Below are 25,245 nucleotides of genomic sequence, written 5' to 3' on the forward strand. Positions count from 1 at the left end.
AGGCTTGTCCTTGTAGAAAGCCTTGAGTTTTTTTATGATAGAATTTATGAACTTTGGGTTATTCTCAGTTACAAAGGTTTCAATACCTGAAGTATCATAAGCGATAGTGGATGCAAGAGTAGTGTTAATTTCCTGGCAAATAGGTTCTGTAATATCTACAAGGTGGTTAAAGAAGTTTTCCAGGTAAATAACGAAATCTTGTTTGAACCGTGTAAACTGAGAGTTATGAGGGACGTCTGGAAGGCCACAGAATTCAAGGGCTTCATGGCATAAATTAAGAAAAATAATGAGTAGCGAAACTGTAGGAATGCCAAGAATTTTCTGCAGAACTAATGCTGAAAGCATTGAAGAGAGTGAATATTTACGGTCTCTCCCTAGAGTTTTGTGGTAAGACCAATAAAAATCCTGTGGTATAAGCGAAGATAAATCAAGATGTTGTGAGAGTAGCTTAAGAAATTTTGGCTTATTATTTTGAAAAACATCTTTACATTCTTCGAATGTGTCAGCAAAAGAAATTTGTTTATAAAGTTTTACCATTTGTTTTCCCCTTCTCTTGTTTAAAATTGGATTAGATACCTATATTTTACTAGAAGCAGAGGGGGAAAACAATAAAAATATCAATTTGAAATGCAGTAAATTCAAGCGTTATAGCATTTCGCAAATAACTAATTTACTATTTATCTGGGGGGTAACGCATATGTTTGATGAACTTTTTGATGAAATTTTGGATGATAGACACACACACCGACACAGTTGTAATAAAACTGATGTAACCTATGCAAAATTGGATGCTTTAGAAGCTAAATCTAAAGCCAGGGAAGCAAGTACAGAGGTTACATACCTTAAACTCAAAGTAGAAAAACTTATGATTATAACTGAAGCATTATGGATGATTTTAAAAGAAACTACTAAACATACAGATGAAGAACTTAAGGAAAAAATACGTCAGATAGATTTAAAGGATGGAAAGTTGGACGGCAAGGTCGCTGCTGAGTTACCGGACAAATGTCCGAAATGTGGTCAGATATTGCAAAAAAACAAGCTTAATTGCATATATTGTGGTGCTGAAATTATTTCTACAGATGTTTTTAAAAGATAATTAATTAAGTTTCAAGCAACAAGCTGATTTGTTATTTGTAAAATACTAGCTCTTAATGTGGCATGTTTAAACATAATCTGATATAATATTCATATACTTCAAAAATTATTATAACAATAACGTTTTGTTAACATGTCTTTTATTTTCGGACTAAAAGGAGAATAATTATGAATTATAGTGTAATATCTAGAAGATTTTGGGCATGGTTTTTTGACAACGCTATAATTGCTGGCATTTTGTATGGAGTGCTATTGGTATTAAGAATGTCCGGAATGAGTATTTTTCCGGTAGAAGAAATAATTGAAGGGAATTTTTCTTCTTTATCAAAGTTTTATCTAATATACGCAATGATATATCTAACATACGAAATTAGTTTCTTAAGTTCGAATCTATCTGCAACACCCGGGAAGATAATTATGGAGATGGAAGTTGCTTGCGCTAAGGCAAGTTTTTTGAAGGTCATTATAAGATCAGTGGCAAAATTTATTTCAGCAGCAACCGGACTTTATTTAATTTTCTTTACTATTGCAATGTTTAATGAAAAAAAGCAGGCAGTACACGACCTGTTAGCCGGTAGTTTTGTAATAGATCAGGAAAGAGAAAACCAGAGTGCTATGGATTTAACGCAAGATATAACAAAAACTGAAGCATTTTATGAGGAAATGAAAAGCAGAGGAATAAAAACATTTAGCGAACAAAAAGCCTTAGCTGAAGAAATGTATGGCAAAGCAAGTAAATCTTCTAAAAGTTCTATTCTCTCTAGTTCAATTATTTGGGTACTGGTTTTGGTTGTTTCATTTGGTTTTAGTTTTATAGGCAGTAAAGTGCTTGTATCGGATATGATAAGCGAAATGAAAATATTACCGCAATTTAAGAATAATGGTGTTAAGGTAGAGCAAAGTATAGCAGAAAAATATGTGGGAGCATGGGCAAACGACAAAAGAACAGTAGGATTTACTGTTTATTATGATAAAAAAAACAGTACCATGTATATTAATACAAGTAATGGAGCTTTAAAGTTCATGTTTGACAACGATGATACACTATATATATTTGAAGGAGAAAATAAATTTAAATTCATGTTTTCCGATGGTTATTATACTGCCTATATGACCTGTCCAATAAATGGTCAGTTGGAATATAAAGAACATTTAAAAAAGGAGTAAAGTGCTATCTTGCGGAAGTGCATGGTAACGTATATCTTTGTTAAGATTTAAGTTGTAGCATGCTTTTAGGCACACTTTATATTTATAATCAGACTTTTTTAATAACAATCAGTATAATATGAAAACTGTGTTTTTAAACTTATGCTATGGAGATGTAATCTTGTGGGATCATACATTTTGATAACAATACTGTTTCTTGCAATAATTTTTATGGATATCATCAGAAAAATAAATCTAACCAATAAACTGCTTATGAGTGTACTTATAATAATTGTACCCCATACTATACTGGCTGCAGCTTTTATATCAAAGATGCAAAGTTTTATCTCTGCAAAGTACTTGACAGTTATTTATGTATTATTTGCAATTTACATATGGATAAAGGTTAGTATTTCACCTTATTCTAAAAAGCAGATAGACGATTTTCGAGTACATGTTTTGGTGGGTGGACGAAGACTTATATTATATAGTTTATACTCTGGGATTGCACAAATTCCGTTTTATATGCTCTTAAACCGGTTTGTAAAAAGTTCAATACCTCCTCAGGTTTTTGTGACAGATATTATATTGACAGTAATATTTATATCTAGTTTGTATCTAAATGGTATACTCCGAATTATTATTACTTCCAAACAACTAAGTATCATAAAGAAAATTCTCATTATAATTTATATGTGGATTCCAATTGTAAATTTATTTTTTATAGTGTATCTAGGCAACATAGTGAAAGCTGAGTATGAACGTGAGTTATATAGAATTTTAAATAGAAATGTGAGAATAGACTCCGAAATATGTAAAACCAAGTATCCGCTAATTATGCTTCATGGTATAGGTTTTAAGGATTTTAAATATTTTAACTATTGGGGAAGAATCCCCGGTGAGTTGAAACGGCATGGCGCAACCATATATTACGGCAATCATGAAGCATGGGCTACAATAGAAGATAATGGAGAGTTCCTCAAGCAAAGAATTTTGGAGATCATTAAAACTGAAGGGTGTGAAAAAGTAAATATTATTGCACACTCAAGGGGAGGACTAGATGCCCGTTATATGATAAGTATGCTCGGAATGTCCGATCACGTTGCGTCTCTTACCACTATTTCTACACCGCATCATGGAGCAAAAATAATTGATATTATATATAAACTTCCTGAACCTCTCATCAATTTGATTGGAAATCGCTTCAACAAAAATGCGAGATTAATGGGAGATAAAAAACCAGATATATTTGTTTCGAGCCGACAGCTTACGATTAGCTATTGCGAAGAATTCAATAAAAGCGTACGAGATTCCGAAAAAGTATATTATCAAAGCTTTGCAGCTGTAATGAATAATATATTCAGCGATTATATTCTCACAATTCCAAATCTCATACTAAGGCTGGTAGAAGGCGAGAATGACGGATTTGTATCAATAGAATCTTCAAAATGGGGAGAATTTAAAGGTGTATTGTCAACCAAACACAACCGAGGCATTTCACATGGGGATCTTATAGATCTGCGAAGAAATGACTACGAAGGATTTGATGCAAGAGAAAAATATATTGAAATTGTGTCGGGACTGAAAAATATGGGGTTTTAATAATTGATTGTAGAAAAAATTGCACTGAAATCTTCAAAACTAACGTTTTATGAAAATGACAATAACCATTTGATTTAGTGGCTATTGTCATTTTGGTTTTTTATATTCAAGCTAAAGTACAAAACAGCCTATTTATTCTATAGATATATTAATTAAGGTACCATTATTAATTTTCTCTACTTTAAGTATAAAACTTAACTTATCTTTCTTACCTAAAGCAGTAAATAGATTTTCTGTAGATTCCATATAAACACCTTCTACGGATTTTAATGCATTTGAATAATAATTTTTAACATCTTTTATACTTTTTTCTGTTACTAGCGTTACATCGCATGAGCTTTTATCACATTCCGATTGAAGTATTTTTGACCCTTCATACAGCGGAACTATGTCTTTCCTATAGTACTGAGATATTTGACTTAGGTCCAAACCGTCTTTCATGCTCGATTCAGGTGTACCTTTTGTATTTTTGATGTCAGCTTCAACAACTTGACCAACCGTGTCCAAGGCAGATGAAAGTATTGAACCTAACGAATCGGAATCATCAGATTCACTTTCTACATCTAAATCAAACTTTTTACCGTTTGAATCAACACTAACACCATCTGTTCCTACATTAACCTTCGTTCCATCTGAATCAATATTAACACCATCTGTTCCAACGTCAACCTTTGTTCCATATGAATTGATATTAACGCCATCTGTTCCTACACTAACCTTTGTTCCATCAGCATTAATTTTGACAGTCTCTTTATTACCGCTACATCCTGCAAAACTTGCAACAAATAATACACCAATTATTGCAACAGCACCTATTTTTCGTTTAAACATAATTTTTACCCCTTCCAATTATTAAGTATTGTATTTCGTAAATTGTTAAAACAAATGATCCTTTTGAGTTAAATAGCTTTGTTGATGTTTTCAGGTTCGGAGTTATTCTTGAATTTTTCATTAATAAAGAGCTAATGCTATAGCGGTATATATCTACAGCTGGTAATTAATACTAAAACAATTTAACATTTTATGAACTTAGTTTCAAGATGAGAAACGTCATTAATTGCGATTACTAAAGTCATTACAATCAATGACGTTTTTCACTTGACAAAACAATTTTGTCAATAAGTTGTTTGTGCAGATACTTTTATAGTCAGTGCACATTGTCGCTGTTAGCATCAATTGGGTATAACTCACTATGGAAAAAACTGAATTTCCGCAGTTTCATAATTTAAATGTGAAAATTCCAGACTTTTCAGCTGTTTTGGTAGTTTTTGAGCTGAAATGACTTGAAATCCGAATTGATATATAATATAAAAGTGCTATAATGAATATATAGAAGTGATATCAAAATAATATCATTATTGAAAAGAGGCGGGTAATATGAAAGAAAAAATTAAAGAAGTTAAGCCAGGGTTTACATTGTTTATTGCAAATATGCTTATGCTTGCAATATCTCTATTTTTGATAATATGGGGCATTATCGAAACAGCAAATCATCCATCTGTAATACCAGTTGCATCAATAATTTCGGGATCGATTTTATTAATTATATGGTTTATCTTTATAAACGGATTTTTTACTTTGCAGCCAAACGAAGCAGCAGTTCTTATTTTGTTTGGTGAATACAAGGGAACGGTAAAAAAGTCCGGATGGTACTTTACAAATCCATTCTACACAAAAAAGAAAATTTCTCTCCGTTCAAGAAACATAAATGGTGAAAAACTCAAGGTAAATGATGAAGCTGGAAATCCTATCGAAATTGCGGCAGTAATAGTTTGGCGGGTAGAAAACACATTTCAGGCAGTGTTTGATGTTGAAAACTATATTGACTATGTAAAGGTACAGAGTGAATCTGCCATAAGACACTTAGCAGGTATGTATCCATATGACATAACGGATCAGGAACATAACATTTCATTAAGAGGCAGCAGCGAAGAGATAGCAGAGGCGTTAAAAATAGAGCTCCAGGAAAGATTGGGGAAAGCTGGTGTTGTAGTTGAGGAAGCAAGACTAAGCCACCTTGCATACTCACCTGAAATTGCAGCTGCAATGCTCCAACGACAGCAGGCTTCAGCAATAATATCTGCAAGACAGAAAATTGTTGAAGGTGCAGTAGGAATGGTTCAAATGGCTCTTACCAAGTTAAGTGAAGATGGAATAGTAGAACTTGATGAAGAGAGAAAAGCAGCAATGGTAAGCAACTTATTGGTAGTGTTATGCGGTGAAAGATCAACACAGCCGGTTATAAATACAGGCACACTTCATAATTAAAGGTGTGAGTGATAATGGCAGAGAAAAAAACTGTTCTATTAAGACTAAACCCTAAAACATGGGAAGAGCTTAGCTGTTGGGCTGAAGATGAATTTAGATCAATAAACGGTCAAATTGAGTACATTTTACACGATGCAATACAAAAAAGAAAAAAGGCTAAGCCTTCTCAAAAGGATGAGTCAAACGATAACCCTGATAACGTGTGAAATATACTTTGAGCATGATTTAAAAAAATTGCATTCCAATATTAAGGTTCGGGAATAGATAGAGATTTCCGAACCTTAATTATTTGGGGAAGTTTTGAAGCGTGTACAAATAACTAAGGAAAAGCTTTCTATAGGGGGTGAATTTATAGCATTATTATATTATAATTATGTATAGGGGCATTATTTGGAAAATGTATTTTTGGGATAAAGAGGTGATAGCTTGGATAAGAAGCACGAAAAGCAAGTCATGGATCAATTATTTGATGAAATGAAAAAGGGACAAGTAAGAACTTATAGTGAGATGCAGCAGAGAAAAGCTGAACTTATGAATGAAAACCAAAGCCCAGATTGTGTTATTAAAGTGAAAAATACTAACAAGCTTTTACCTAAAATTATTTCTATTGTTTTAATTTTTATTTGTGTGGTATTTGCTGTTAATTTCTTTAGCGGACTTAGGATGCCAGTAACTCAAACCTCCTATAATAGTTTTAGTGCACAGAATGATCCGACACAGACTGATACTACAGGACGCAGTTTTTCTGTTACGACCTTATGGAAAAAGTGGTACATAACTCCTGTTGCTGATTATAAGATTGTTGCAAAGGTTAAAAGCAAGCATCATATTAATTTCTTTCAGGATGATGCGTCTTTGCTGGGTAAATACGATTTGGCGTTAGCATGGGGTGAACTTGTTAAGCCTGAGTATGATGAATATATTAAGTATTTTCAGGCGGGAAGACGCTATACGGTAACTAGTTCTAGTGACTGCCCATTAAATATGGATTATATATCAACCCATTCTGCAAATAATCATATAATTGCAGCCAATAATGGTGTTCTCAGAGGTGTAAGGAATATCAAAAAAGAAGATATTGTTTATATGGAAGGATACCTGGTAAATGCGTTCAGGAAGGGAAGTGGAAATAACGGTTATTTTACATGGGAAACCAGTTTAGTTAGAAATGATAATTCCTATGATGGTGGTTGTGAAGTGTTTTATTTAAAAAAGCTTCAAATTGGAAGTAAAACTTATGAATAAGAGAAAAAAAGATGGTTCACATCCTCTTGGAATGATAAACTATCCGTTTTTATAAATAAGGAAATTTCTTCAGCCAAATATTGATATAACAATATTTGGCTATTATGCCTTTTTCTCTTTTAACAAGAATATTTCCTTCTCAGTTTCCATTTCTTTATGAAGAAGAAAACGAATATTGTCACTTATAGCATTTAAATTTTGTCTGGTTTCAGTTCGAAACTCAGTTAATTCTGCAGTTTGATCATATACTGCATCTAATTTTTTTTCTATTCGTGCTTGACCTTCTGCAAACTGCTCTTGATTTTTAGCAAACTGCTCTTGATTTTTAACGAGTAGCTCTTGATTTTTTTCAAGATCGCTGACTTTATTATTGAGTACCTTTAATTCTGTAAGTATTTGATTTAAAACCTGTTCCATAATACCACCCTTCCAAAATAACTAAACACAACTCACTACTAAATAATATTATACTACATTTACCTTGTAAATAGTCAACCTCTTTATAATAATGACAATAAATTATGTTCCGGTGATTCTGCTTGAAGCTTTTGTTTTATTGCAGTACATTTTATCAGAACATCTCTATTATGTATTATCTGAAGTTTTTCAAAAAGTAGTTTGCTGTTAACACGTTTGAAGGGGATTTGAGTGCTTACACCTAAAGCTTTTATTGCATTAGCGTTTTCTGTTTGTTCTGCCATCCTATAACAAATCAACTGCGGAATACCTGCCTTTAAGGCTTCATAACAGGTTCCTATACCACCATGATGTACAATAGCACAGCATTTATCCAGCAAAAGTTCAAGCGGTAGGTATTGGGCGTGGATAATATTGTCGGGCAGATTCTCAGGTAGCGCATCTTTGAACTTTGTGAGAAATATTCCTGGCTTTGATAACTTTTCGAGAGCCAGTACCGCTTCGCTAAAGAAGTTTTTATTGTCTTGAAACGCTGTGCCAGGAGTAAATAAAATCGGTTTTTCATGCTTTTCAAGAAAAGTTACAATATTATCCGGAAGCTTATTATCTTCTTTAAGCGATTTCGGAAAGCCAACAAAGTCAACCTTCAAATCTCCTGATAATTTGAAATTTAAAAGCCAGTCGGGAAATAGGTTCCAATTTATACCGTCAAACATCCACTCAGCACTGCTCTTTTTTAATGACTGCAGTTCAAATTCACTTCTGATATTATTTATCGGTTTTCCAAGAAGTTGATTGTCTATAAATTTATTTATTACTTTTACAACCTTGTTCTCAATTAGTGTTGAAAAACTGTCTACTGCCTTGAAGGTCCTTAGCCAGTGAGGAGAAAGATTAATATTTATATTTTTGATTTTTAGTTTTTCTGCTGCAATTTTTGCACCATACACACAAAAATGATTCAATATTATTGTGTCAGAGGTTTTTAACCTGTCTACAATATTGTATATATCTTTTGAAGGCTTCAAATACAAGTAATCAAAAAGCCTTCTTACAGTTTTAACACCTTCACCTTTATCCTTAAATTTGTTTCCGGTTTTTATAGGTGGGGTAGTTGCGATGGTGTAATCATCAACTGTACCTATAGGATGGAATTCAAACCCTTCCGCTGTAACCATTTCTTCATAATATGGGTTTGTTAGAAATACTACAGTATGACCAGCTTTAGAGAATATTCTTCCCATCCAAATGAATGGATTGATATCACCGACACTACCTAATGTTATAAGGATTATTTTCATTAAACATCACATCCTATCTTCTTATTTTAATTTAAGGAATTCAACTATTCTATCACTTAACCAACAAGCCACTTTTCTGCAGCTTCTCTTGTTTCGAATATCCTGAAATTATTATTTTTATTAGCTTCATAGGCCATTTCTTTAAACCGGCCCTTTAAAATTGAACTATCCTGAATTAGAATAGCTGCTTTTACACGGTAGTTTGCAAACTTTTGCAGTATTTTTCCGGCTATTCCGGTTTTGAGCTTGAAAAAGTCTTCCGATAATGCGGAATAATTTACCAATAACATGTTTGTATCAGCTTCGCCACATAAAGCAATTAGGTCAACCGCATCTTGTTCTGTGCTTAATGGATCGGAAGCAGAAAGAAGTTCTAAATATTTTTTGTCTCCGTTTTTTATAATATTATAGTTCATTTTACCCTCCTCATTAATTGCATTTTCAAAAAGGTCATGACGCAGCTGCTCAACCCATTCCAATTCATTTTTATAGGATGATATGATATTTTTTGAGATCATATTCCATAGAAGAATTTCACGAGGGCTTCTGTCGGGTGAATTAAGATTTCGTTTGCTTTTTTCCTGATTTAAAACTAATTGAAGCTTTAATTCGTTTTCGTAATTGGACAGCAGCTCATTTAGTTCCTTGTCGTTGAGCAGATCGGACCAGGCAAGTTGGATTAAAAAAGTCTTTTTGAACTCAGGAGCTTCCGGTGTTGACTTAACCCATTCTTTTAATTCAGAAATTCCTTCTGTTGTTATAGTATATATCTTTTTTGATGGCGAGCTTTCCTGATGAATAACTTCATTGACAACCAAACCTTCATCCTGTAACTGAATCAGAGTTTTATAGATCTGGTTGTTATTACCGGACCAATACATGCTTGATGATTCCTCAAAGAATTTTTTTAATTCATATCCCGTAGATGGTTTCCAGCTAAGTATTCCAAGTATTGCAAATTTGATAGACATTTAAAACACCTCCGTATTTCATTAACATATGTTAATTGTAACATATGTTAATGAAATGGTAAATACTTTTGTGAAGAAAAGTTAAACGTTTCTTGAGCATTATAAGCCAGTAAGGTTTATTGATTTAATTGGAAATTGTGATAGAATTATTGTTAAAGTATAAGGATTTACTGTAAGTATAAATGACTCAATTTAACGTATTTACACAAGATGAAATTTAAAAGTTGTTTGACTGGTTGATTACACAATTAGAAAGTATAAGAATATAATAGGCTAGAGTGGGCTGCAAATGTTATTTTATAAGTCGAGGTGAAAATATGAATCAACAAATAAAGCCAGTTGGATTATTGAAGTCTATAGTTTTTTTCGGGATACCGGGCATATTGTTATATCTATCAATGTATTATCTTGTACCATCAATTATAAGTTACGGAATCAATGAAGCGCTTGGAGTATTAGGCTCCATGTGGATTATAACCATACCACTAATATTTGTAGGTTTACTCTTATACAAACGTGAGTGTGATAGCATTAGCTTTAGAGGATATTTTCAATTTTTTAGTTTTAAGAAAATTAAGAAAAGTGATATAAAGTACATTGTAATAGGAATATTGGTTTGTATTGTATCAGAAGCTGCGTTAGAACCATTAGGCATATTCTTTGCAAAATCTCCTATATTAGCACCACCCCAATATTTGTCTCCGCCGTTTAATCCTCTTAAAGAATTCACTCTGCCCATCGAGGTGTTTATGGGGGTACCACTGAAGGGTAATTGGTTATTTCTGATTGTTTTCATACCTTTGCATTTAATTGCAATGCTTGGGGAAGAAGTAATCTGGCGAGGTTATTTATTGCCTCGTCAGGAAAAGAAATATGGTAATTGGGCTTGGGTAATAAACGGCATATTGTGGGCTTGGCTAATGCATTGTTGTTTGAAATGGAATTTCATAAGTATGCTACCAAGTATGTTAATTACCCCATTTATGGCACTGAAAACAAAAAATACTACTGTTTCTTATCTTATTCATGTAGTTCCAAACATGATGGTATGGGTTATTATTTTAATAGGTATAATGGGGATTTAGTTGGGATCGTGTGATTTTGAAGATAAAATAGGAGAGATTTATCTTTTGAGATGAAATAAAGGATGGGGAATGATGAAAGGGAAAAAATTAAGTCCTATAGTGGTTATTGGAGGTTCGGGTCTTTTAGCAATTATTATTCTATTTGGAATTTTAATTGCAGCGTTTATACCTTCTGAAAGCATAAAAAATATTAATATAAAAGATGAAAACATAATTCAGACCTTTGAAAAAGAATTTTATGTTGAATTAGTAGAAGGTTCTTCGATACTTAATATGGGTATGACGAAATTATCAGGTTTCTCGCCTGATGGACCTTCAATATCTTATTATTCTAAGATTGTGATACCTGAAAGCAAATTAGATGAGTTTAAGATAAATAACAATAGTCGAATATCACAGTATCCAATAGATGAAGAAACTTTTGAATTTTTTATGCAAGTTAAAAAAAAGTTTAGTTGGTGGGATTTCAAATTTGAAGAGGTGGAGTTTTATTCACGGGTAGGGCAAACATCAACGGAAATTATATATTGCAAACCTCAGAATGGTAATGTAACAATTTTTATTCGGAGTTAAGCATTTTTGTATAAAATTGTTTGACTTTCTAAAGATTAATATAACCCCCATTTATGATTACGAAGGATACAATATGAAAATAAAAAAGGTACTAAAAATCATCATATTGACTGCTATTTTTGTTATATCAATTTATGTTTTTATCCCGTGGGTATTTATAAATGATATTTCAACAAAAGAAGCTGATATAGGTATTAATAATACAATATCTGGGGGATTAAAGACAGCAATTTCCTCTTATATTGTTGATACAGAAGATTATGATTTGACGTTTGATGGGAAGTCGACAAAAAGTGTTGGTGACATTATTTTTAACCTTGATAAGTTAGACTATATTGATCTTGAGAGTTATGAGCCTAGTAAACATCGTATATTTGGTTTATTTAAAGTAGATAACCTTGGATGGAGAATAATTGTTAATAAAGAAACCTGTGATGTTGACGTTTTGGTTAGCGAAAAAGATGAACTAATATTCACGGAATAAGGTGATTTTGGTGGGGATTGTTTTATATTGGTCCTGTTGCGTATTTTACAATAAAATTCTCATATTAAACTATGCTGTTCAAAACACCATTTTTTTATAAGAATTTGAAGAACTAAAAATGCTTTCGATGAAGAAAAGTTACATTTTGAGAAACGGTAAGTTGACTATCAGGGGAAAATATGATTACAATTAAATATGCTATTTTGGCTGAAATGGTTAATTGGCAGTCAAAGAGTATGAACTTGAATTTGTATGCAAGAGGTTTAGCACAACCGCTTATAACTCAAGGTGTGTTAAAAAGAATTAAAACTTTTTTACCAGAACCACAAATTAGAAATTATTTTGGCAATATAAATAGTATTAACCTTGAACAAATTCAAATATTGCAGTCAAAAAACCAAAACCTCATCAAACAGCGTGACTTGCTGCTTCCGCGTCTGATGAGCGGAAACTGGAGGTGTGAGATGGGAAATAAAATTATTTTATATACCTCAGACAACGTGAATGTTTGCATAAATGTAATATTTAAGGATGAAACCTTCTGGCTAACACAAAAAGCTTTAGGTGAACTTTTTGGAGTAGATAGAAGCGTAATTACCAAACATTTAAGGAATATTTTTTCCGAAGATGAATTGGATGAAAAAGCAGTATGTGCAAAAATTGCACATACTGCTGAAGACGGAAAAACATACAATACACTCCATTACAACCTTGATGCAATCATTGCTGTAGGTTACAGGGTGAACTCAAAGGAAGCCACACGCTTTAGGAAATGGGCAACACAAACCTTGAAGGAATACATAGTGAAAGGTTTTGCCATTAACGATGACCTGATGAAAAACGGCAGAGCTTTTGGCAAGGATTACTTTGATGAATTACTGGAAAAAATCCGGGAAATTCGTGCCAGCGAACGGAGAGCTTATCAGAAAATTGCAGATGTTTTTGAACAATGCAGCTATGATTATGATAAAAAAAGTGAGACTACCAAAGCCTTTTATGCCTTTGTACAAAATAAACTTCATTATGCAATAACGGGAAAAACAGCGGCAGAACTTATAATGGAAAGGGCAAACAGTGAGCTTCCAACAATGGGATTGACTACCTGGAAAAACTCTCCCGATGGAAAAATACTTAAAAGTGATATTTCAATTGCCAAGAACTATCTTAACGAAAAAGAACTGTCCAAAATGAACAGGATTGTAACAATGTTTATTGATTATGCTGAAATGCAGGCGGAAGATGGAATATTGATGAGTATGCAGGATTGGGTGGGCGAAACTAACAGGTTTCTTGAAAACAACCGCAGGAAAGTGCTTGACGGAAAAGGATGCATCAGCCACGAGGAAGCTTTAGCCAAGGCAAGCGAAGAGTATGATAAATTCAGAGTAAGACAGGATCAAGAATATGTTTCTCAGTTTGATAAAGAAATGGAAAGGTATTTAAAAGGAGAAAACTAGACTTCGGGGTTATATGCATATGCCAAGAATCATCACAGAGAACATGATTGAGCAGGCAGCCATCAAGCAACTTGTTGAAATATTAAATGTTTTACTGCTGAAAAGGGGATACTTCCCGACGGTATAGGCAGGGAAAATAAAAAGCTGGTGCTTTATGACATACTTTTAGGAATTATTAACTGCTCAGAACAGGCATAAAGGTTGACTATGAGCTGAACGGCAAAAAAGAAAGTAACCTTCTTAATATCATTGATTATAAAAATGCGTGTAATAATGATTTTACCCTTGCTTCACAAATGTGGATCAAAGGAGAGGTTCATTGGCGAAGACCGGATTTGATTATATTTATAAATGGCCTGCCCCTTGTTTTCATCGAACTGAAAAATTCAAACATATTGGTAAAAACCGCATATGATAAGAATTTGACGTATTATCTCGAGGTATTAACCAAGGAGAATTTTTGCTAACTAAACCAACCGACTTAGAGGTGTTAGCTAATAAGGCAATTTCGACATAGAAATGGAGATATAGACATGGAGAAAATTAATGAGTTTGTAAAAAATGAATTGTCAGGCTGGAAGCTATGGGAGATTCTATGGATTGCTATATCTACCGTTACAATTCTAGCACTTTCTATATACTGGAAGGAAGGTCTGGTTGGAATAATTTCCGCAATTACCGGGGTGGTCTGTGTTGTAATGACCGGAAAAGGGAAAGTTTCATCTTACATATTTGGTATGGTTAATACAGTGCTATATGCTTATATTGCTTATGGAGCAAAGTATTATGGGGAAGTAATGCTCAATCTTTTATACTATGTTCCGATGAATGTAGTTGGTTGGGTGATGTGGAATAAGCATATTAGTGCAGAGACAAAAGAAGTTGAAAAGAAGCAAATGTCAGGCAAATGGAGGATTATCGCCTTTGCAGGGTCTGCTATAGGTGTTTACTTTTATGGACTGGTTTTAAAGAGAATGGGTGGAAATCTTCCTTTTACCGATAGTTTAACTGCAGTACTTTCTATTGTTGCACAAATTCTATGTGTAAAGAGATTTATGGAACAGTGGGTGCTCTGGATTATTATTGATGTAGTTACGGTAATCATGTGGATTATGGCGTTTTTTACCGGTGGAGAGAGCGTTGCAACATTAATTATGTGGAGCGTTTATCTATTAAATGCTGTGTTCATGTTTGTTAAGTGGAATAGGGAAAGCAGGAGGGTTGAAGCAAATGTATAACGTAGGGATATACGGAGGATCTTTTAATCCTCTGCATCAAGGACATATCAGGTGTATAATTGAAGCCGCAAATCAGTGCAGGGAGCTGCACGTTATTATCAGCTGCGGTATAAACCGGAATGAGATTGAGCCGAGAATAAGGTATCGGTGGATTTACCAGGTGACAAAACATATTGGGAATGTAAGCATACACTTTCTTGAGGATGATGCAACAGCAAAAGTTGCTTATACTAAAGAGTATTGGCATCGCGATGCTAAGAAAGTAAAAAGTATGATAGGGAAACCAATTGATGTGGTTTTTTGTGGAAGTGACTATGATGAAAATAGTTATTGGAAGCAGTGCTATGAAGAGAGTGAGCTTTATATCATCGAACGGAACGGAATTAGTTCGACAGAGGTTCGAAAGAATCCTTACGCTCATTGGGATAGTATTCCAAACGTTGTGAAACCGTACTTCACTAAAAAGGTACTGCTTATTGGCGGGGAAAGCACTGGAAAATCAACGCTTACTATTAATTTGGCAAATTATTATAATACTAATTATATTGACGAAGCTGGAAGAGAAATTTCTGAGCGTTCAGGGACAGATTTACTGATGATTTCGAGTGATTTTACGGATATCCTGTTGACTCACAAAATGAATGAAATAGAGGCAATTAAACATAGTAACAAAGTTTTATTTGTTGACACGGATTGTTTGATTACAAGGTTCTATATTGATTTCCTGGATGATCCGCAAAATGAAAAACAGAAGAATAAGTCACTAGCTGATGCAATTTCAGATTTAAACCATTATGATCTGGTCTTTTATTTAGAGCCTGATGTGGAATTTGTTCAAGATGGTGATAGAAGTGAAGTGATAGCTTCCGACAGAGAAAAGTATGGAAATCAGATAAAGCATTTATTTGATGAGCGAGGTATAGAGTATATCAGTGTTCGTGGAAATTACCAGGAACGTTTTATTAGTGTGACCTCAGAGGTCGATAAATTGCTCAATGGATTAAAGTGAACTAAAAAACTTTTTCATAAGAATTTGAAGAACTAGAAATGCTTTTGATGAAGATAAGTTAAACTTTGGAGATTAGCAAGTTGACTATCATGGGAAAATATGATTACAATTGAATATGCAATTTGGCAGTTGGGGAGGAACTCTATGTCAGAAATCAAGTTTATACTATTTGATTGTATGGAAACTATCGTAGATGTTTTAAAACTACCTGACGTAAGGATGTATTCCGCGTTTGCGTATCATGGAAGCGGATATGAAGATTTGTGGAATGATTTTGATTCCTTTGTGAGTGATTTTGCAAGAGTAAAATCCGAAATGGAGAAAGCCAGACAAAAGTATGAAGAATATAATCTTTTTGATAGATTCAGACTTATGGTCAATCAAAAACTTACTGATGAAAATCAGATAGAAAAAGCTGTAGATGCAATTTCTGCTAACTACTGGAAAAATTATAAGGCTAATTGCTATGTAGCTGACGATGTTAAAGCTGCTTTGGCAGACTTGCACTCAAAGTTTAAGTGTGGCATAGTATCTAACTTCATGGTGGTCGGTGGTATTGAAGAATTGCTTGAAATTCATGGTATAGATAAATATTTTGATTTCGTTGTAACATCGGTAAACATTGGATGGAGAAAACCGTGTAAGGAAATATATGATGCAACATTAGCATTGGCAAGAGTACCGAAGGAACAGATTCTATTCGTAGGAGACGATTATGTATGTGATTATGTAGGAACGACGAGTTATGGGTTTAATGCGGTTTTATTGGATAAGGAAAATGTTAATAAAAACGCAGACAGAAAGGTGCAAAGTATAAAAGAATTATTAGAAATAATTTAATGCAGGAGGGTTATTATGGGAACAAGTTTAGTAATTATTGTTATTGCGTTGGCTGTTATATTTGCAGTGATATTTTCAAAAAACAGTTCAAGAAGCAGCGGATTTAATGGTTATAGTGATAACAATTCGACATTTTTCGGAATTGATAATAATACTGGTGACAATTCTAATTTTGACAATGATTCAAATGATGGCAATGATGGAAACGACTGCGATTGTGGCGATGACTGTAGTTGTGATAATGACTGCGGTAGTGATTGCGATTGCGATTGTGATTGCGGATCAGATGATTAGGATTGGTAGATAATTATTGCTGCCAATAAACAAAGTGGCTGTCCTATTGTGTGAACTAAATATAGAAAGGGACAAATTTGGTTTGGTTAATTTGTCTCTTTTTTATATTTACAATATACCTCAAAGTGGTAAAATGTTAGTATAGTGTAAAGGAATATATAAAAAGTTCAAAATTATAAATCAATTCAACAAAAATTCAATAAAAATTCAAGTTAAATTCAATTTATATTCAATAAAAATTCAATAAAAATTCAAGTTCTATTCCACTTAATGTAGTAATAACCCTATATAATCATGTAATAGGGAGCGAATTTGTTATCTTTAAAGTTCGTTGTCACTAGGGATTTAAAAGTGTTAGTTGCCTTACATATGATAAACAATTTACGAAAGAAGGAAATACTATGCTTTATGAATACCGCATAATAATAGGAGAGTTGGAATATCCGTACTATCTTTCTGATAATACCGAAGACTTTATTGAAAAGTTAAAAAAGATTGGAATTAACTCAGCTTTTATAGTATTTGACGATGCGATAAATGTGGATTATGTAACCGGATTAAAAAAGCTGGTGCAAAAAGAAATTAGTTGTGAGGTTGTAAGTGTAAAAGTCAGTGAGAAGTATAAAAGTCTTAAAGAAGTTGAATTAATCTCGGAGCGTTTACTGGAGCTTGGCATTAATAGAAAGTCATGCATAGTTGCAGTTGGCGGTGGGGTTCTTGGGAATATTGCAGGACTTGTGGCAGGATTATTGTTCAGAGGAATAAAACTTATCCATATTCCTACTACGGTGATGGCAGCAACAGACTCCGTATTATCATTAAAGCAGGCAGTTAATACTCGCCTTGGCAAAAATCTTTTAGGTATGTTTTATAAACCTGAAATGATTTTTACAGATCATACAAGTCTTTTGAGCCTTTCGAAACGTGATTATAATGCAGGTCTGGCTGAATTGGTAAAAAATCTTGTTTCGGTTATTCCGCAGCAAATACCTGAATTATATGAAATCCTCAATGATAGGGTCGAGTATACATTTGATGAATTTAACCTGTTCCTGGATTTATCAATTAAAGCTAAGTGCAGCCTTTTAAAAAGAGACATGTACGAGAAGAAAGAGGCTCTTGTATTTGAATATGGACATACAGTCGGACATGCTGTTGAATTCCTTTCAAAGGGTGAAATTAAGCATGGAGAGGGAGTTGCTTTCGGCTTGATGGTTGAAAGTGAGATAAGCCATGAATTGGGATATCTTAAAGAAAATGAAGTAGATATTCACTACAAACTTTTAGAAAAGATTGGTATCATAAACCAGCTTTCTAATGTAGAAGCATACACAAAAGATGAGATCTGGAATGTTATGAGACATGATAATAAACGGGGGTACATAACTGAAAATGATGGTTCTGTTCCTATGGTCCTGCTAAAATCACTCGGAAAGTGCTGCGGAGAGGACACCAACTATATCAAACTTGTTCCAAAACCTGTTTTTGAGAAGAGTATAAAGAAAGTAGCCGATAGGCTGCGGAATTCAAGCAGGATATTCAGCAAGATAGACTAAATTAGGGGATGTAGGCAAATGGAACAGTATAGTAATTTGACTGATTTAATTTTAAATAAGGATGGCAATAAGGGTATTACATTCATTGGTGGAGAACACGATGAGGTATACGTCTCATATAAAGAAGTGTATGAAAAATCATTGGAAGTTCTGTACAATTTGCAGGCTAAAGGCATTCAGAGAGGCAACGAGCTGGTTTTTCAAATTGAGAATAACTTCGAGTTTGTTTTGTGTTTCTGGGCATGTATACTTGGAGGGATAATTCCTGTTCCAGTAACAGTTGGGAACAACCATGAGCACAGACAAAAATTATTAAAAATATTGGATATATTAAATAATCCTTATCTTCTTACCGATGATAAGGGGTCAAAAGTTCTTCAGAAGTTGTTGGAGGATGGCTTGAGCGAGGACAAAATCACAGTAGTCGCTCAAAGATTAGTTTTAGTAGAAGACATGATGGAAGTTCATGGTACTGGAGTTGTTTACAAACCCTTACGGGAGGATATTGCCTTTATACAATTTTCATCAGGTTCAACCGGTGATCCGAAGGGTGTAGTACTTACTCATCACAACCTGTTAACCAATATTGACGGGATCATTTCAGGGATGGCTGTAACTATAGAAGATAGTGCTCTCAGCTGGATGCCGTTAACTCATGATATGGGACTAATAGGATTTCACTTGTCACCTTTGGCAGCCGGTATAAACCAATACATAATGCCAACAGCTCTGTTTATCCGCCATCCGGTTCTATGGTTAAAAAAGGCTAATGAACACAGAATAAATCTTCTCTCATCACCTAATTTCGGGTTCAAATACTTCCTCGAATTTTACAAACCTGAAATAGCAAGTGATTGGGATCTTTCTTGTGTAAGGTTGATAGTTAATGGAGCTGAACCTATATCAGTGGACTTATGCAAAAGGTTCTTAAATCAGATGAAAGACCCTGGCGTCAAATCCAACGTAATGTTCAATGTTTTTGGAATGGCGGAAGCAAGCCTGGCAGTGACATTTCCACCGATTAATGAGGAAATTGCATCCATAAAGCTTGAACGTGAATTCCTGTTTATTGGAGACAGCATAAAAGAAGTGAACAATAGCTGTGACACAAATTGGGTAGAGTTTGCTGACCTTGGCTGCCCGGTAAAGGGTTGCTCCGTAAGGATTTGTGCTGATCAAGGCTGTGTATTGGGTGAAAACAAGGTAGGTAATATTGAAATATATGGCGAGAATGTGACTTCAGGTTACTATAATAACCCGGAAGCTACATTAAACACTATCAGGGCTGATGGCTGGCTGAATACTGGGGATCTTGGATTTTTGAGAAACGGAAGGTTGATAGTTACAGGAAGGGCTAAGGATGTAATATTTGTAAACGGACAGAACTATTATGCACATGACGTGGAAAGAGTATCGGAGCAGGTTGAAGGTATAGAACTTGGCAGGGTGGTTGCTTGTGGTGTGTTTAATTCTGTTGCACAAAAAGATGACATAATAATTTTAGTTTTATATAAAAAGAAGCTTATAAATTTTGTTGAATTGGCAGTTAGTTTAAAAAAGCATATATTTAGCAAGATGGGGCTAGAGGTTGCACATATAATCCCCGTAAGGGATATTCCGAAAACGACAAGCGGAAAGATTCAAAGATATAAGATGGCGGAGTTGTATAAAAAGGGTGAGTATGACTTATCAATTAAAGAACTTGAAATGCTTTTAAATGAGTACGAAGCCAGTCAGGTTACAGATACTCCGCACAATGGCACTGAAGAAAAACTTGCTGGGATTTGCCGAGAGGTATTGCATGTTAATAATATCGGTAGGAATGATAATCTATTTGAGCAAGGTGGGGACTCGCTAAAGGCTTCAATACTAGCTTCTAAAATTCATAAACATTTTAGTGTAGAGATTGCTTTAGAAGACCTGTTCATGTTTCCAACGATCAGGGAACTTGCAGAATTTGTGGATACGGCAGAAAAAAGTGAATATATTGAGATTCTGCCTGCAAAAGAGAATACATATTATGCAGTATCTCCCGCGCAGAAGAGAGTTTATGCCCTAGATAGGATTGAGGGTTCCGGAACAAGCTATAACATTCCGGTAGCAATGATGATAGAAGGCCCTCTTGATGTTCTGAAGGTTGAGGATGTTTTTAGGGCCTTGGTACAGAGACATGAGACTCTCCGTACTTCCTTTGAGGTGATAGATGGACAGCCTGTTCAAAGGGTACACGAACAGGTGGATTTTAATATGGAAATGCTTTATATAAACGAGCCGGAAGTCAGTGAAGCTGATTTAAGAGAAAAAATAGACGAGCTAGCCGGAAATTTCATAAAGCCCTTTGATTTGTCAAAAGCACCACTGATAAGAGTTGGACTTGTCAGGATATCTGAGAAAAAGCATATGTTGATGCTTGATATGCACCATATCATATCGGATGGAACGTCAATGGGTATTATGGTAAATGAATTTGTGAGCTTATTTAGGGGAGAAAAACTACAAAAATTAAGTGTGCAGTACAAGGACTATGCGCAATGGAAACAAGATAGCCTAATCAAGGGAAGCTCAAAGAAAGCGGAAGAATACTGGTTAAGTAAGTTCTCTGGTGAAATTCCGGTACTTTCTATGCCTTTGGATTTTCAAAGGCCAGCTGTGAGAAGCTTTGAGGGCGATAGAATAAGATTCGGTTTTGACAAAGTGCTAAAAGATAAGCTTAAAAAATTTGCATCATCAAAAGGTATAAGCCTTTATACGCTGCTTTTGGCTGCATACAATGTTCTGTTGTCAAAATATTGCGGACAGGATGATATCGTTGTCGGCTCTCCTGTAGCGGGAAGAAGCCACCCTGATTTGGAAAACATTATTGGTATGTTTGTAAATACAATCCCTTTTAGAAATTTTCCAACAGCTAGTAAAACTTTCGCTTGTTTTCTTGAAGAAGTAGGAAAAGAAACATTAAAGGTATTTGAAAATCAAGACTACCAGTTCGACTGGCTTTTGGAAAAACTGAATATTAAAAGGGATATGAGCAGAAATCCGCTTTTTGATACTATGTTTGTGCTTCAGAACATGGAAATACCTGAATTCACAATCGAAGGCTTACGTTTTACAAATTATGAAGTAAACAACAAAGCAGCAAAATTTGATATTACACTTGAAGCTACGGAAAATCAGGAGGGTATAGAGTTTAACCTTGAATATTGTACGATGATTTTTAAGAGAGAGACAATGGAAAGGTTTGCACGGCATTTTGAAAGTATCATTAAACAGGTTGTTGAAAATCCGGAAATAGAAATTTCATTAATTGAAATACTGACAAAAGACGAGAAAAAACAGATTCTATCAGATTTCAATAACACAAAGTGTGAATATCCAATGAATAAGACTATAGGCCGGGTGTTTGAAGAACAGGTTGAAAAGACTCCTGACAGTACTGCGATAATCTTTGAAAATGAGAAACTGACATACAGTGAACTGAACAAAAGAGCGAACTCACTTGCCAGAGTATTGAGAGAGCATGGCGTTAAGGGTGACAGCATAGTTGCAATAATGCTTGAGCGCTCAATAGAAATGATGGTTGGAATACTCGCAGTCCTAAAGGCAGGCGGGGCCTATCTTCCGATAAGCCCTGAATATCCTGACGAAAGAGTCAGGTTTATGCTAGAGGACAGCGGTGCCAATATACTTTTGACAAAGAACAATGCTTATGGCGTACAGTTGGCAGATGAAGGTGAAATTGCTTGCAAAGTCACTGTTTTAGACCTTTATGATGAGGCTCTATATAGTGCAGAGACTTCAAACTTAGAGGAGATAAATACATCAAGAAACCTGGCATACGTGATATACACATCAGGCTCTACAGGAAAGCCAAAAGGAGCTATGATAGAGCATTATTCCGTGATAAACAGAATCAACTGGATGCATAAAAAGTATCCAATAGGAGAAAAAGACGTAATACTTCAAAAAACACCTTATACCTTTGATGTGTCGGTGTGGGAACTGTTCTGGTGGTTTTTTGCAGGAGCAAAGGTCTGTTTCCTCGTACCGGGAGGAGAGAAGGACCCAGGTGCAATAACTGAGGCAATAGAAAAGAATAAAATAACGACAATGCACTTTGTTCCGTCAATGCTTAACATGTTCTTAGAATATATGGAAAATGAAAAGAATTTGAACAGGATTTCAAGCCTGAGGCAGGTGTTTGCAAGTGGAGAGGCATTAGGAACTAAGCAGGTGCAAAGGTTTAACAGGCATGCGGGACTTAAGTTTGGAACAAAGCTTATAAACCTCTATGGTCCAACCGAGGCAACGGTGGATGTATCGTACTATGATTGCCCTTCTGAAGGTGATATCGAACTAGTACCAATAGGCAAGCCAATAGATAATATAAAGCTTTATATAGTGGACAAACATAACAACCTTCAACCCGTTGGAATACCGGGTGAACTTTGTATTGCAGGTGATGGATTGGCAAGAGGCTATCTCAACAGGCCGGAACTTACGGCAGAAAAGTTTGTTCCAAACCCATTTAATGAGGGCGATAACTTAATCGATTCGAAAATGATGTATAGAACAGGAGACCTTGCAAGGTGGCTTCCTGACGGTAATATAGAGTACCTTGGGAGATTCGATCACCAGGTAAAGGTAAGAGGTTTCCGAATTGAACTTGGGGAGATAGAAGAAGAACTATTAAAACACGAAAGTATAAAAGAGGCAGTGGTAACAGCAAGAAAGGATAAAGACGGCAGCAGCTACCTTTGTGCATATCTGGTATCTGACAGGGAGCTTACACCGGCAGAGCTAAGAGAGCATCTGACAAAGAACCTGCCTGAATACATGGTTCCGTCATATTTTATACGGCTTGAAAAGATGCCTCTTTCTCCAAATGGAAAAGCTGACAGAAAAGCGCTTCCGGAACCGGTTGGCAATGTGACTTCGGGTGTTGAATATATTCCTCCACGTAATGAAATAGAAAATAAAATAGCAATGGTATGGGGAAATGTACTGGAAGTTCCGAAGGTAGGCATTAATGATGACTTTTTTGAACTCGGCGGTGATTCTATAAAAGCAATACAGGTTACATCATTACTGTCGAGGGAAGGTATAGATATAGAAGTAAAAGACATTCTGGTATATCGGACAGTCTCACAAATCTGTCTTAATTCGGACTGTAAAAGTGCCTCAATAGGATATGAACAGGGGATAGTAAAGGGAAGTTTCGGTAAAACTCCGGTAATTAGTTGGTTCTTCAGTAAGGAATTTTGTGTTCCGGATTATTACAATCAATCCGTTTTGCTTGACCTTAAAAAGAATGTTAGCATTGAAAAATTAGAAAGAACTTTTGAAAAGATAATAGAACATCATGATAGTTTAAGAATAAATTACTCAGTTGAGAGCAAAGAACTTTTCTTCAATAATGCGCACTTAAATATGAAATTCAAAGTGGATAGCTTTGATATTTCAGGGTTAAGTCCAAAAGATCAGGAGCGTGAACTGGAAAGTTTAGGTGCGCAACTAAAATCAGGATTTGACATAGCGGGAGGATTGTTGATTAAAGCTGCACTTATAGACTTCGGAGAAAACAATGTAAAGCTGCTTATCACGATTCACCATCTGGCGGTTGACGGTATTTCATGGAGAATAATACTGGAGGATTTATATAGCACGTATAAAGCCTTGGAAGAAGGCAAGGAGATACCTTTGCCGGCTAAAACAGCCTCCATGAAGGAATGGTATGAAAAGTTAGTTGATTTAAGCAAGAGTCAAAAAGTACTTGGGGAAAAAGAATACTGGCTTGGAGTTGATGAAGTGAAATTTGAACTTCCGGCTGATTTTGAAATACAGAACTTTAATTTAGGTCTGGTATCAACGGTAAAAGGAAGTTTGGATAAGGGTGAGACAGCAAAACTTCTGAAAGAAACTAATAAAGCTTATAACACAAGTGTTGAGGAACTCCTTCTTACAGCACTGGCGAAAACAATAAATGAGTGGACTGATCAAAGCAAGATGGTAATTGAAATGGAAAACCACGGAAGAAATGTTGACGGCGTAGATGTTTTAAGAACGGTTGGATGGTTTACAGCCATATATCCTTTAAAGCTTGAGCTTATCAAGGGTAGTTTGGGCGAACAGATAATGGAGATAAAGGAGCAAATAAGGTCAGTTCCTGAAAACGGTATAGGATATGGAATACTTAAATATCTTAGTGGAGCTATACCTGAAAGTGACAGCCTGGTTTGCTCATCTATGCAACCTAAACAGGCTGTTCCGCTAGCGCTGCACTGCTCGCCTATGCAACCTAAGTTGGCAGAAATAAGATTCAACTATTTGGGACGTTTTGACAAGGAAGCAGATAATGATATTTTTGCTTATTCACTACTGAAAAGCGGCAGTGATATATCTTCTGCAAATACTATCACAGCAAAGCTGGAGATAAACTGTATGGTTGTAAATGGTTCCTTTGAATTGGATATAAATTTCAGCAATAAAATGTTTAAGGAAGAGACGATATTGGATTTTAGAGATAAATACTTCAAGAATCTGAAAGATATAATTTGTTTTACTACTACTACCGAAAATGTATTTTTTACACCATCAGACTTTGAAACACTCGATATTAGACAGGATGATCTGGACGCCCTATTTGATTAGGGGAGGGGGCATTTAC

At 34.9% G+C, this 25,245-nt stretch carries 22 protein-coding genes; 17 read left to right on the forward strand and 5 right to left on the reverse strand.

All coding sequences use genetic code 11. The features are described 5' to 3' along the window. The coding region (locus ACECE_RS28140; RefSeq protein WP_040428735.1) for a transposase at window positions 1–537 on the reverse strand (537 nt) is incomplete at its 3' end. Window positions 538–697: 160 nt separating this feature from the next. On the opposite strand from ACECE_RS28140, the gene ACECE_RS29625 reads away from it, so the two are divergent. From ACECE_RS29625 to ACECE_RS0218750, 3 genes are all read left to right on the forward strand, one after another. Next, window positions 698–1,099: a zinc ribbon domain-containing protein gene (locus ACECE_RS29625; protein ID WP_010250025.1), complete on the forward strand. Its 402-nt coding sequence runs from the start codon at window positions 698–700 to the stop codon at window positions 1,097–1,099. Window positions 1,100–1,266: 167 nt separating this feature from the next. Next, complete coding sequence (locus ACECE_RS29630) at window positions 1,267–2,265, forward strand: RDD family protein (protein ID WP_010250027.1); 999 nt, start codon at window positions 1,267–1,269, stop codon at window positions 2,263–2,265. Window positions 2,266–2,427: 162 nt separating this feature from the next. Continuing rightward, window positions 2,428–3,846, forward strand: a complete 1,419-nt coding sequence (locus tag ACECE_RS0218750; protein WP_010250029.1) for an esterase/lipase family protein — start codon at window positions 2,428–2,430, stop codon at window positions 3,844–3,846. Between the two features lie 132 nt (window positions 3,847–3,978). Here ACECE_RS0218750 and ACECE_RS0218755 read toward each other — a convergent pair whose 3' ends face one another. Beyond that, window positions 3,979–4,677 carry a hypothetical protein gene (locus tag ACECE_RS0218755; protein WP_010250031.1) on the reverse strand — a complete coding sequence of 233 codons (699 nt, stop codon included), beginning with the start codon at window positions 4,675–4,677 and terminating at the stop codon, window positions 3,979–3,981. 546 nt (window positions 4,678–5,223) lie between these two features. Between ACECE_RS0218755 and ACECE_RS0218765 the strand changes: the two genes are divergently transcribed. The 3 genes from ACECE_RS0218765 (at window position 5,224) to ACECE_RS29635 (ending at window position 7,359) form a co-directional block, all read left to right on the forward strand. Further along, on the forward strand, window positions 5,224–6,114 hold the full coding sequence (locus ACECE_RS0218765; protein ID WP_010250033.1) for an SPFH domain-containing protein: 891 nt from the start codon (window positions 5,224–5,226) through the stop codon (window positions 6,112–6,114). A gap of 14 nt (window positions 6,115–6,128) precedes the next feature. Further along, window positions 6,129–6,320 carry a hypothetical protein gene (locus ACECE_RS0218770; protein ID WP_010250035.1) on the forward strand — a complete coding sequence of 64 codons (192 nt, stop codon included), beginning with the start codon at window positions 6,129–6,131 and terminating at the stop codon, window positions 6,318–6,320. A gap of 220 nt (window positions 6,321–6,540) precedes the next feature. Then, window positions 6,541–7,359 carry a hypothetical protein gene (locus ACECE_RS29635; RefSeq protein ID WP_010250038.1) on the forward strand — a complete coding sequence of 273 codons (819 nt, stop codon included), beginning with the start codon at window positions 6,541–6,543 and terminating at the stop codon, window positions 7,357–7,359. A 102-nt stretch (window positions 7,360–7,461) separates the two neighbouring features. On the opposite strand, the gene ACECE_RS28160 is transcribed toward ACECE_RS29635, so the two are convergent. The 3 genes from ACECE_RS28160 to ACECE_RS0218790 all read right to left on the reverse strand — a co-directional run bounded on the left by ACECE_RS28160 (window position 7,462) and on the right by ACECE_RS0218790 (window position 10,048). Further along, window positions 7,462–7,776, reverse strand: a complete 315-nt coding sequence (locus ACECE_RS28160) for a hypothetical protein (RefSeq protein WP_010250039.1) — start codon at window positions 7,774–7,776, stop codon at window positions 7,462–7,464. Window positions 7,777–7,859: 83 nt separating this feature from the next. Next, window positions 7,860–9,077 carry a glycosyltransferase gene (locus tag ACECE_RS0218785; RefSeq protein ID WP_010250041.1) on the reverse strand — a complete coding sequence of 406 codons (1,218 nt, stop codon included), beginning with the start codon at window positions 9,075–9,077 and terminating at the stop codon, window positions 7,860–7,862. A 56-nt stretch (window positions 9,078–9,133) separates the two neighbouring features. Continuing rightward, on the reverse strand, window positions 9,134–10,048 hold the full coding sequence (locus ACECE_RS0218790) for a DUF4180 domain-containing protein (RefSeq protein WP_010250043.1): 915 nt from the start codon (window positions 10,046–10,048) through the stop codon (window positions 9,134–9,136). A 317-nt stretch (window positions 10,049–10,365) separates the two neighbouring features. Between ACECE_RS0218790 and ACECE_RS0218795 the strand changes: the two genes are divergently transcribed. From ACECE_RS0218795 to ACECE_RS0218840, 11 genes are all read left to right on the forward strand, one after another. Beyond that, window positions 10,366–11,133, forward strand: coding sequence for a CPBP family intramembrane glutamic endopeptidase (locus ACECE_RS0218795; protein WP_010250046.1), 768 nt, complete (start codon window positions 10,366–10,368; stop codon window positions 11,131–11,133). A gap of 72 nt (window positions 11,134–11,205) precedes the next feature. After that, on the forward strand, window positions 11,206–11,706 hold the full coding sequence (locus ACECE_RS0218800; protein WP_010250048.1) for a hypothetical protein: 501 nt from the start codon (window positions 11,206–11,208) through the stop codon (window positions 11,704–11,706). 73 nt (window positions 11,707–11,779) lie between these two features. After that, the gene (locus ACECE_RS0218805) at window positions 11,780–12,190 is read left to right on the forward strand and encodes a hypothetical protein (protein WP_010250049.1); all 411 of its coding nucleotides are present in this window, start codon (window positions 11,780–11,782) and stop codon (window positions 12,188–12,190) included. Window positions 12,191–12,369: 179 nt separating this feature from the next. After that, window positions 12,370–13,647 (forward strand): RhuM family protein, encoded by a 1,278-nt coding sequence (rhuM, locus tag ACECE_RS0218810; protein ID WP_010250051.1) that lies wholly within the window; start codon window positions 12,370–12,372, stop codon window positions 13,645–13,647. A gap of 179 nt (window positions 13,648–13,826) precedes the next feature. Beyond that, a complete protein-coding gene (locus ACECE_RS32395; protein WP_205410209.1) occupies window positions 13,827–14,114 on the forward strand; it encodes a type I restriction endonuclease in 288 nt (95 codons plus the stop codon). Between the two features lie 66 nt (window positions 14,115–14,180). Continuing rightward, window positions 14,181–14,885, forward strand: a complete 705-nt coding sequence (gene pnuC, locus ACECE_RS0218815) for a nicotinamide riboside transporter PnuC (RefSeq protein ID WP_010250053.1) — start codon at window positions 14,181–14,183, stop codon at window positions 14,883–14,885. Next, the gene (locus ACECE_RS0218820) at window positions 14,878–15,894 is read left to right on the forward strand and encodes an AAA family ATPase (RefSeq protein ID WP_010250055.1); all 1,017 of its coding nucleotides are present in this window, start codon (window positions 14,878–14,880) and stop codon (window positions 15,892–15,894) included. Before pnuC ends, ACECE_RS0218820 begins: the two co-directional genes overlap by 8 nt. Before the next feature lie 144 nt (window positions 15,895–16,038). Continuing rightward, the gene (locus ACECE_RS29640; protein WP_010250057.1) at window positions 16,039–16,734 is read left to right on the forward strand and encodes an HAD family hydrolase; all 696 of its coding nucleotides are present in this window, start codon (window positions 16,039–16,041) and stop codon (window positions 16,732–16,734) included. A gap of 15 nt (window positions 16,735–16,749) precedes the next feature. Beyond that, window positions 16,750–17,028: a hypothetical protein gene (locus tag ACECE_RS0218830; RefSeq protein ID WP_010250059.1), complete on the forward strand. Its 279-nt coding sequence runs from the start codon at window positions 16,750–16,752 to the stop codon at window positions 17,026–17,028. Between the two features lie 401 nt (window positions 17,029–17,429). After that, the gene (locus ACECE_RS28170) at window positions 17,430–18,584 is read left to right on the forward strand and encodes a 2-deoxy-scyllo-inosose synthase (protein WP_010250061.1); all 1,155 of its coding nucleotides are present in this window, start codon (window positions 17,430–17,432) and stop codon (window positions 18,582–18,584) included. An 18-nt stretch (window positions 18,585–18,602) separates the two neighbouring features. Continuing rightward, on the forward strand, window positions 18,603–25,229 hold the full coding sequence (locus ACECE_RS0218840; protein ID WP_010250063.1) for a non-ribosomal peptide synthetase: 6,627 nt from the start codon (window positions 18,603–18,605) through the stop codon (window positions 25,227–25,229). Window positions 25,230–25,245: the final 16 nt, after the last annotated feature.

Origin of the sequence: Acetivibrio cellulolyticus CD2, assembly GCF_000179595.2 — a bacterium.
In the GTDB taxonomy this organism is placed as follows: Bacteria; Bacillota; Clostridia; order Acetivibrionales; family Acetivibrionaceae; genus Acetivibrio; species Acetivibrio cellulolyticus.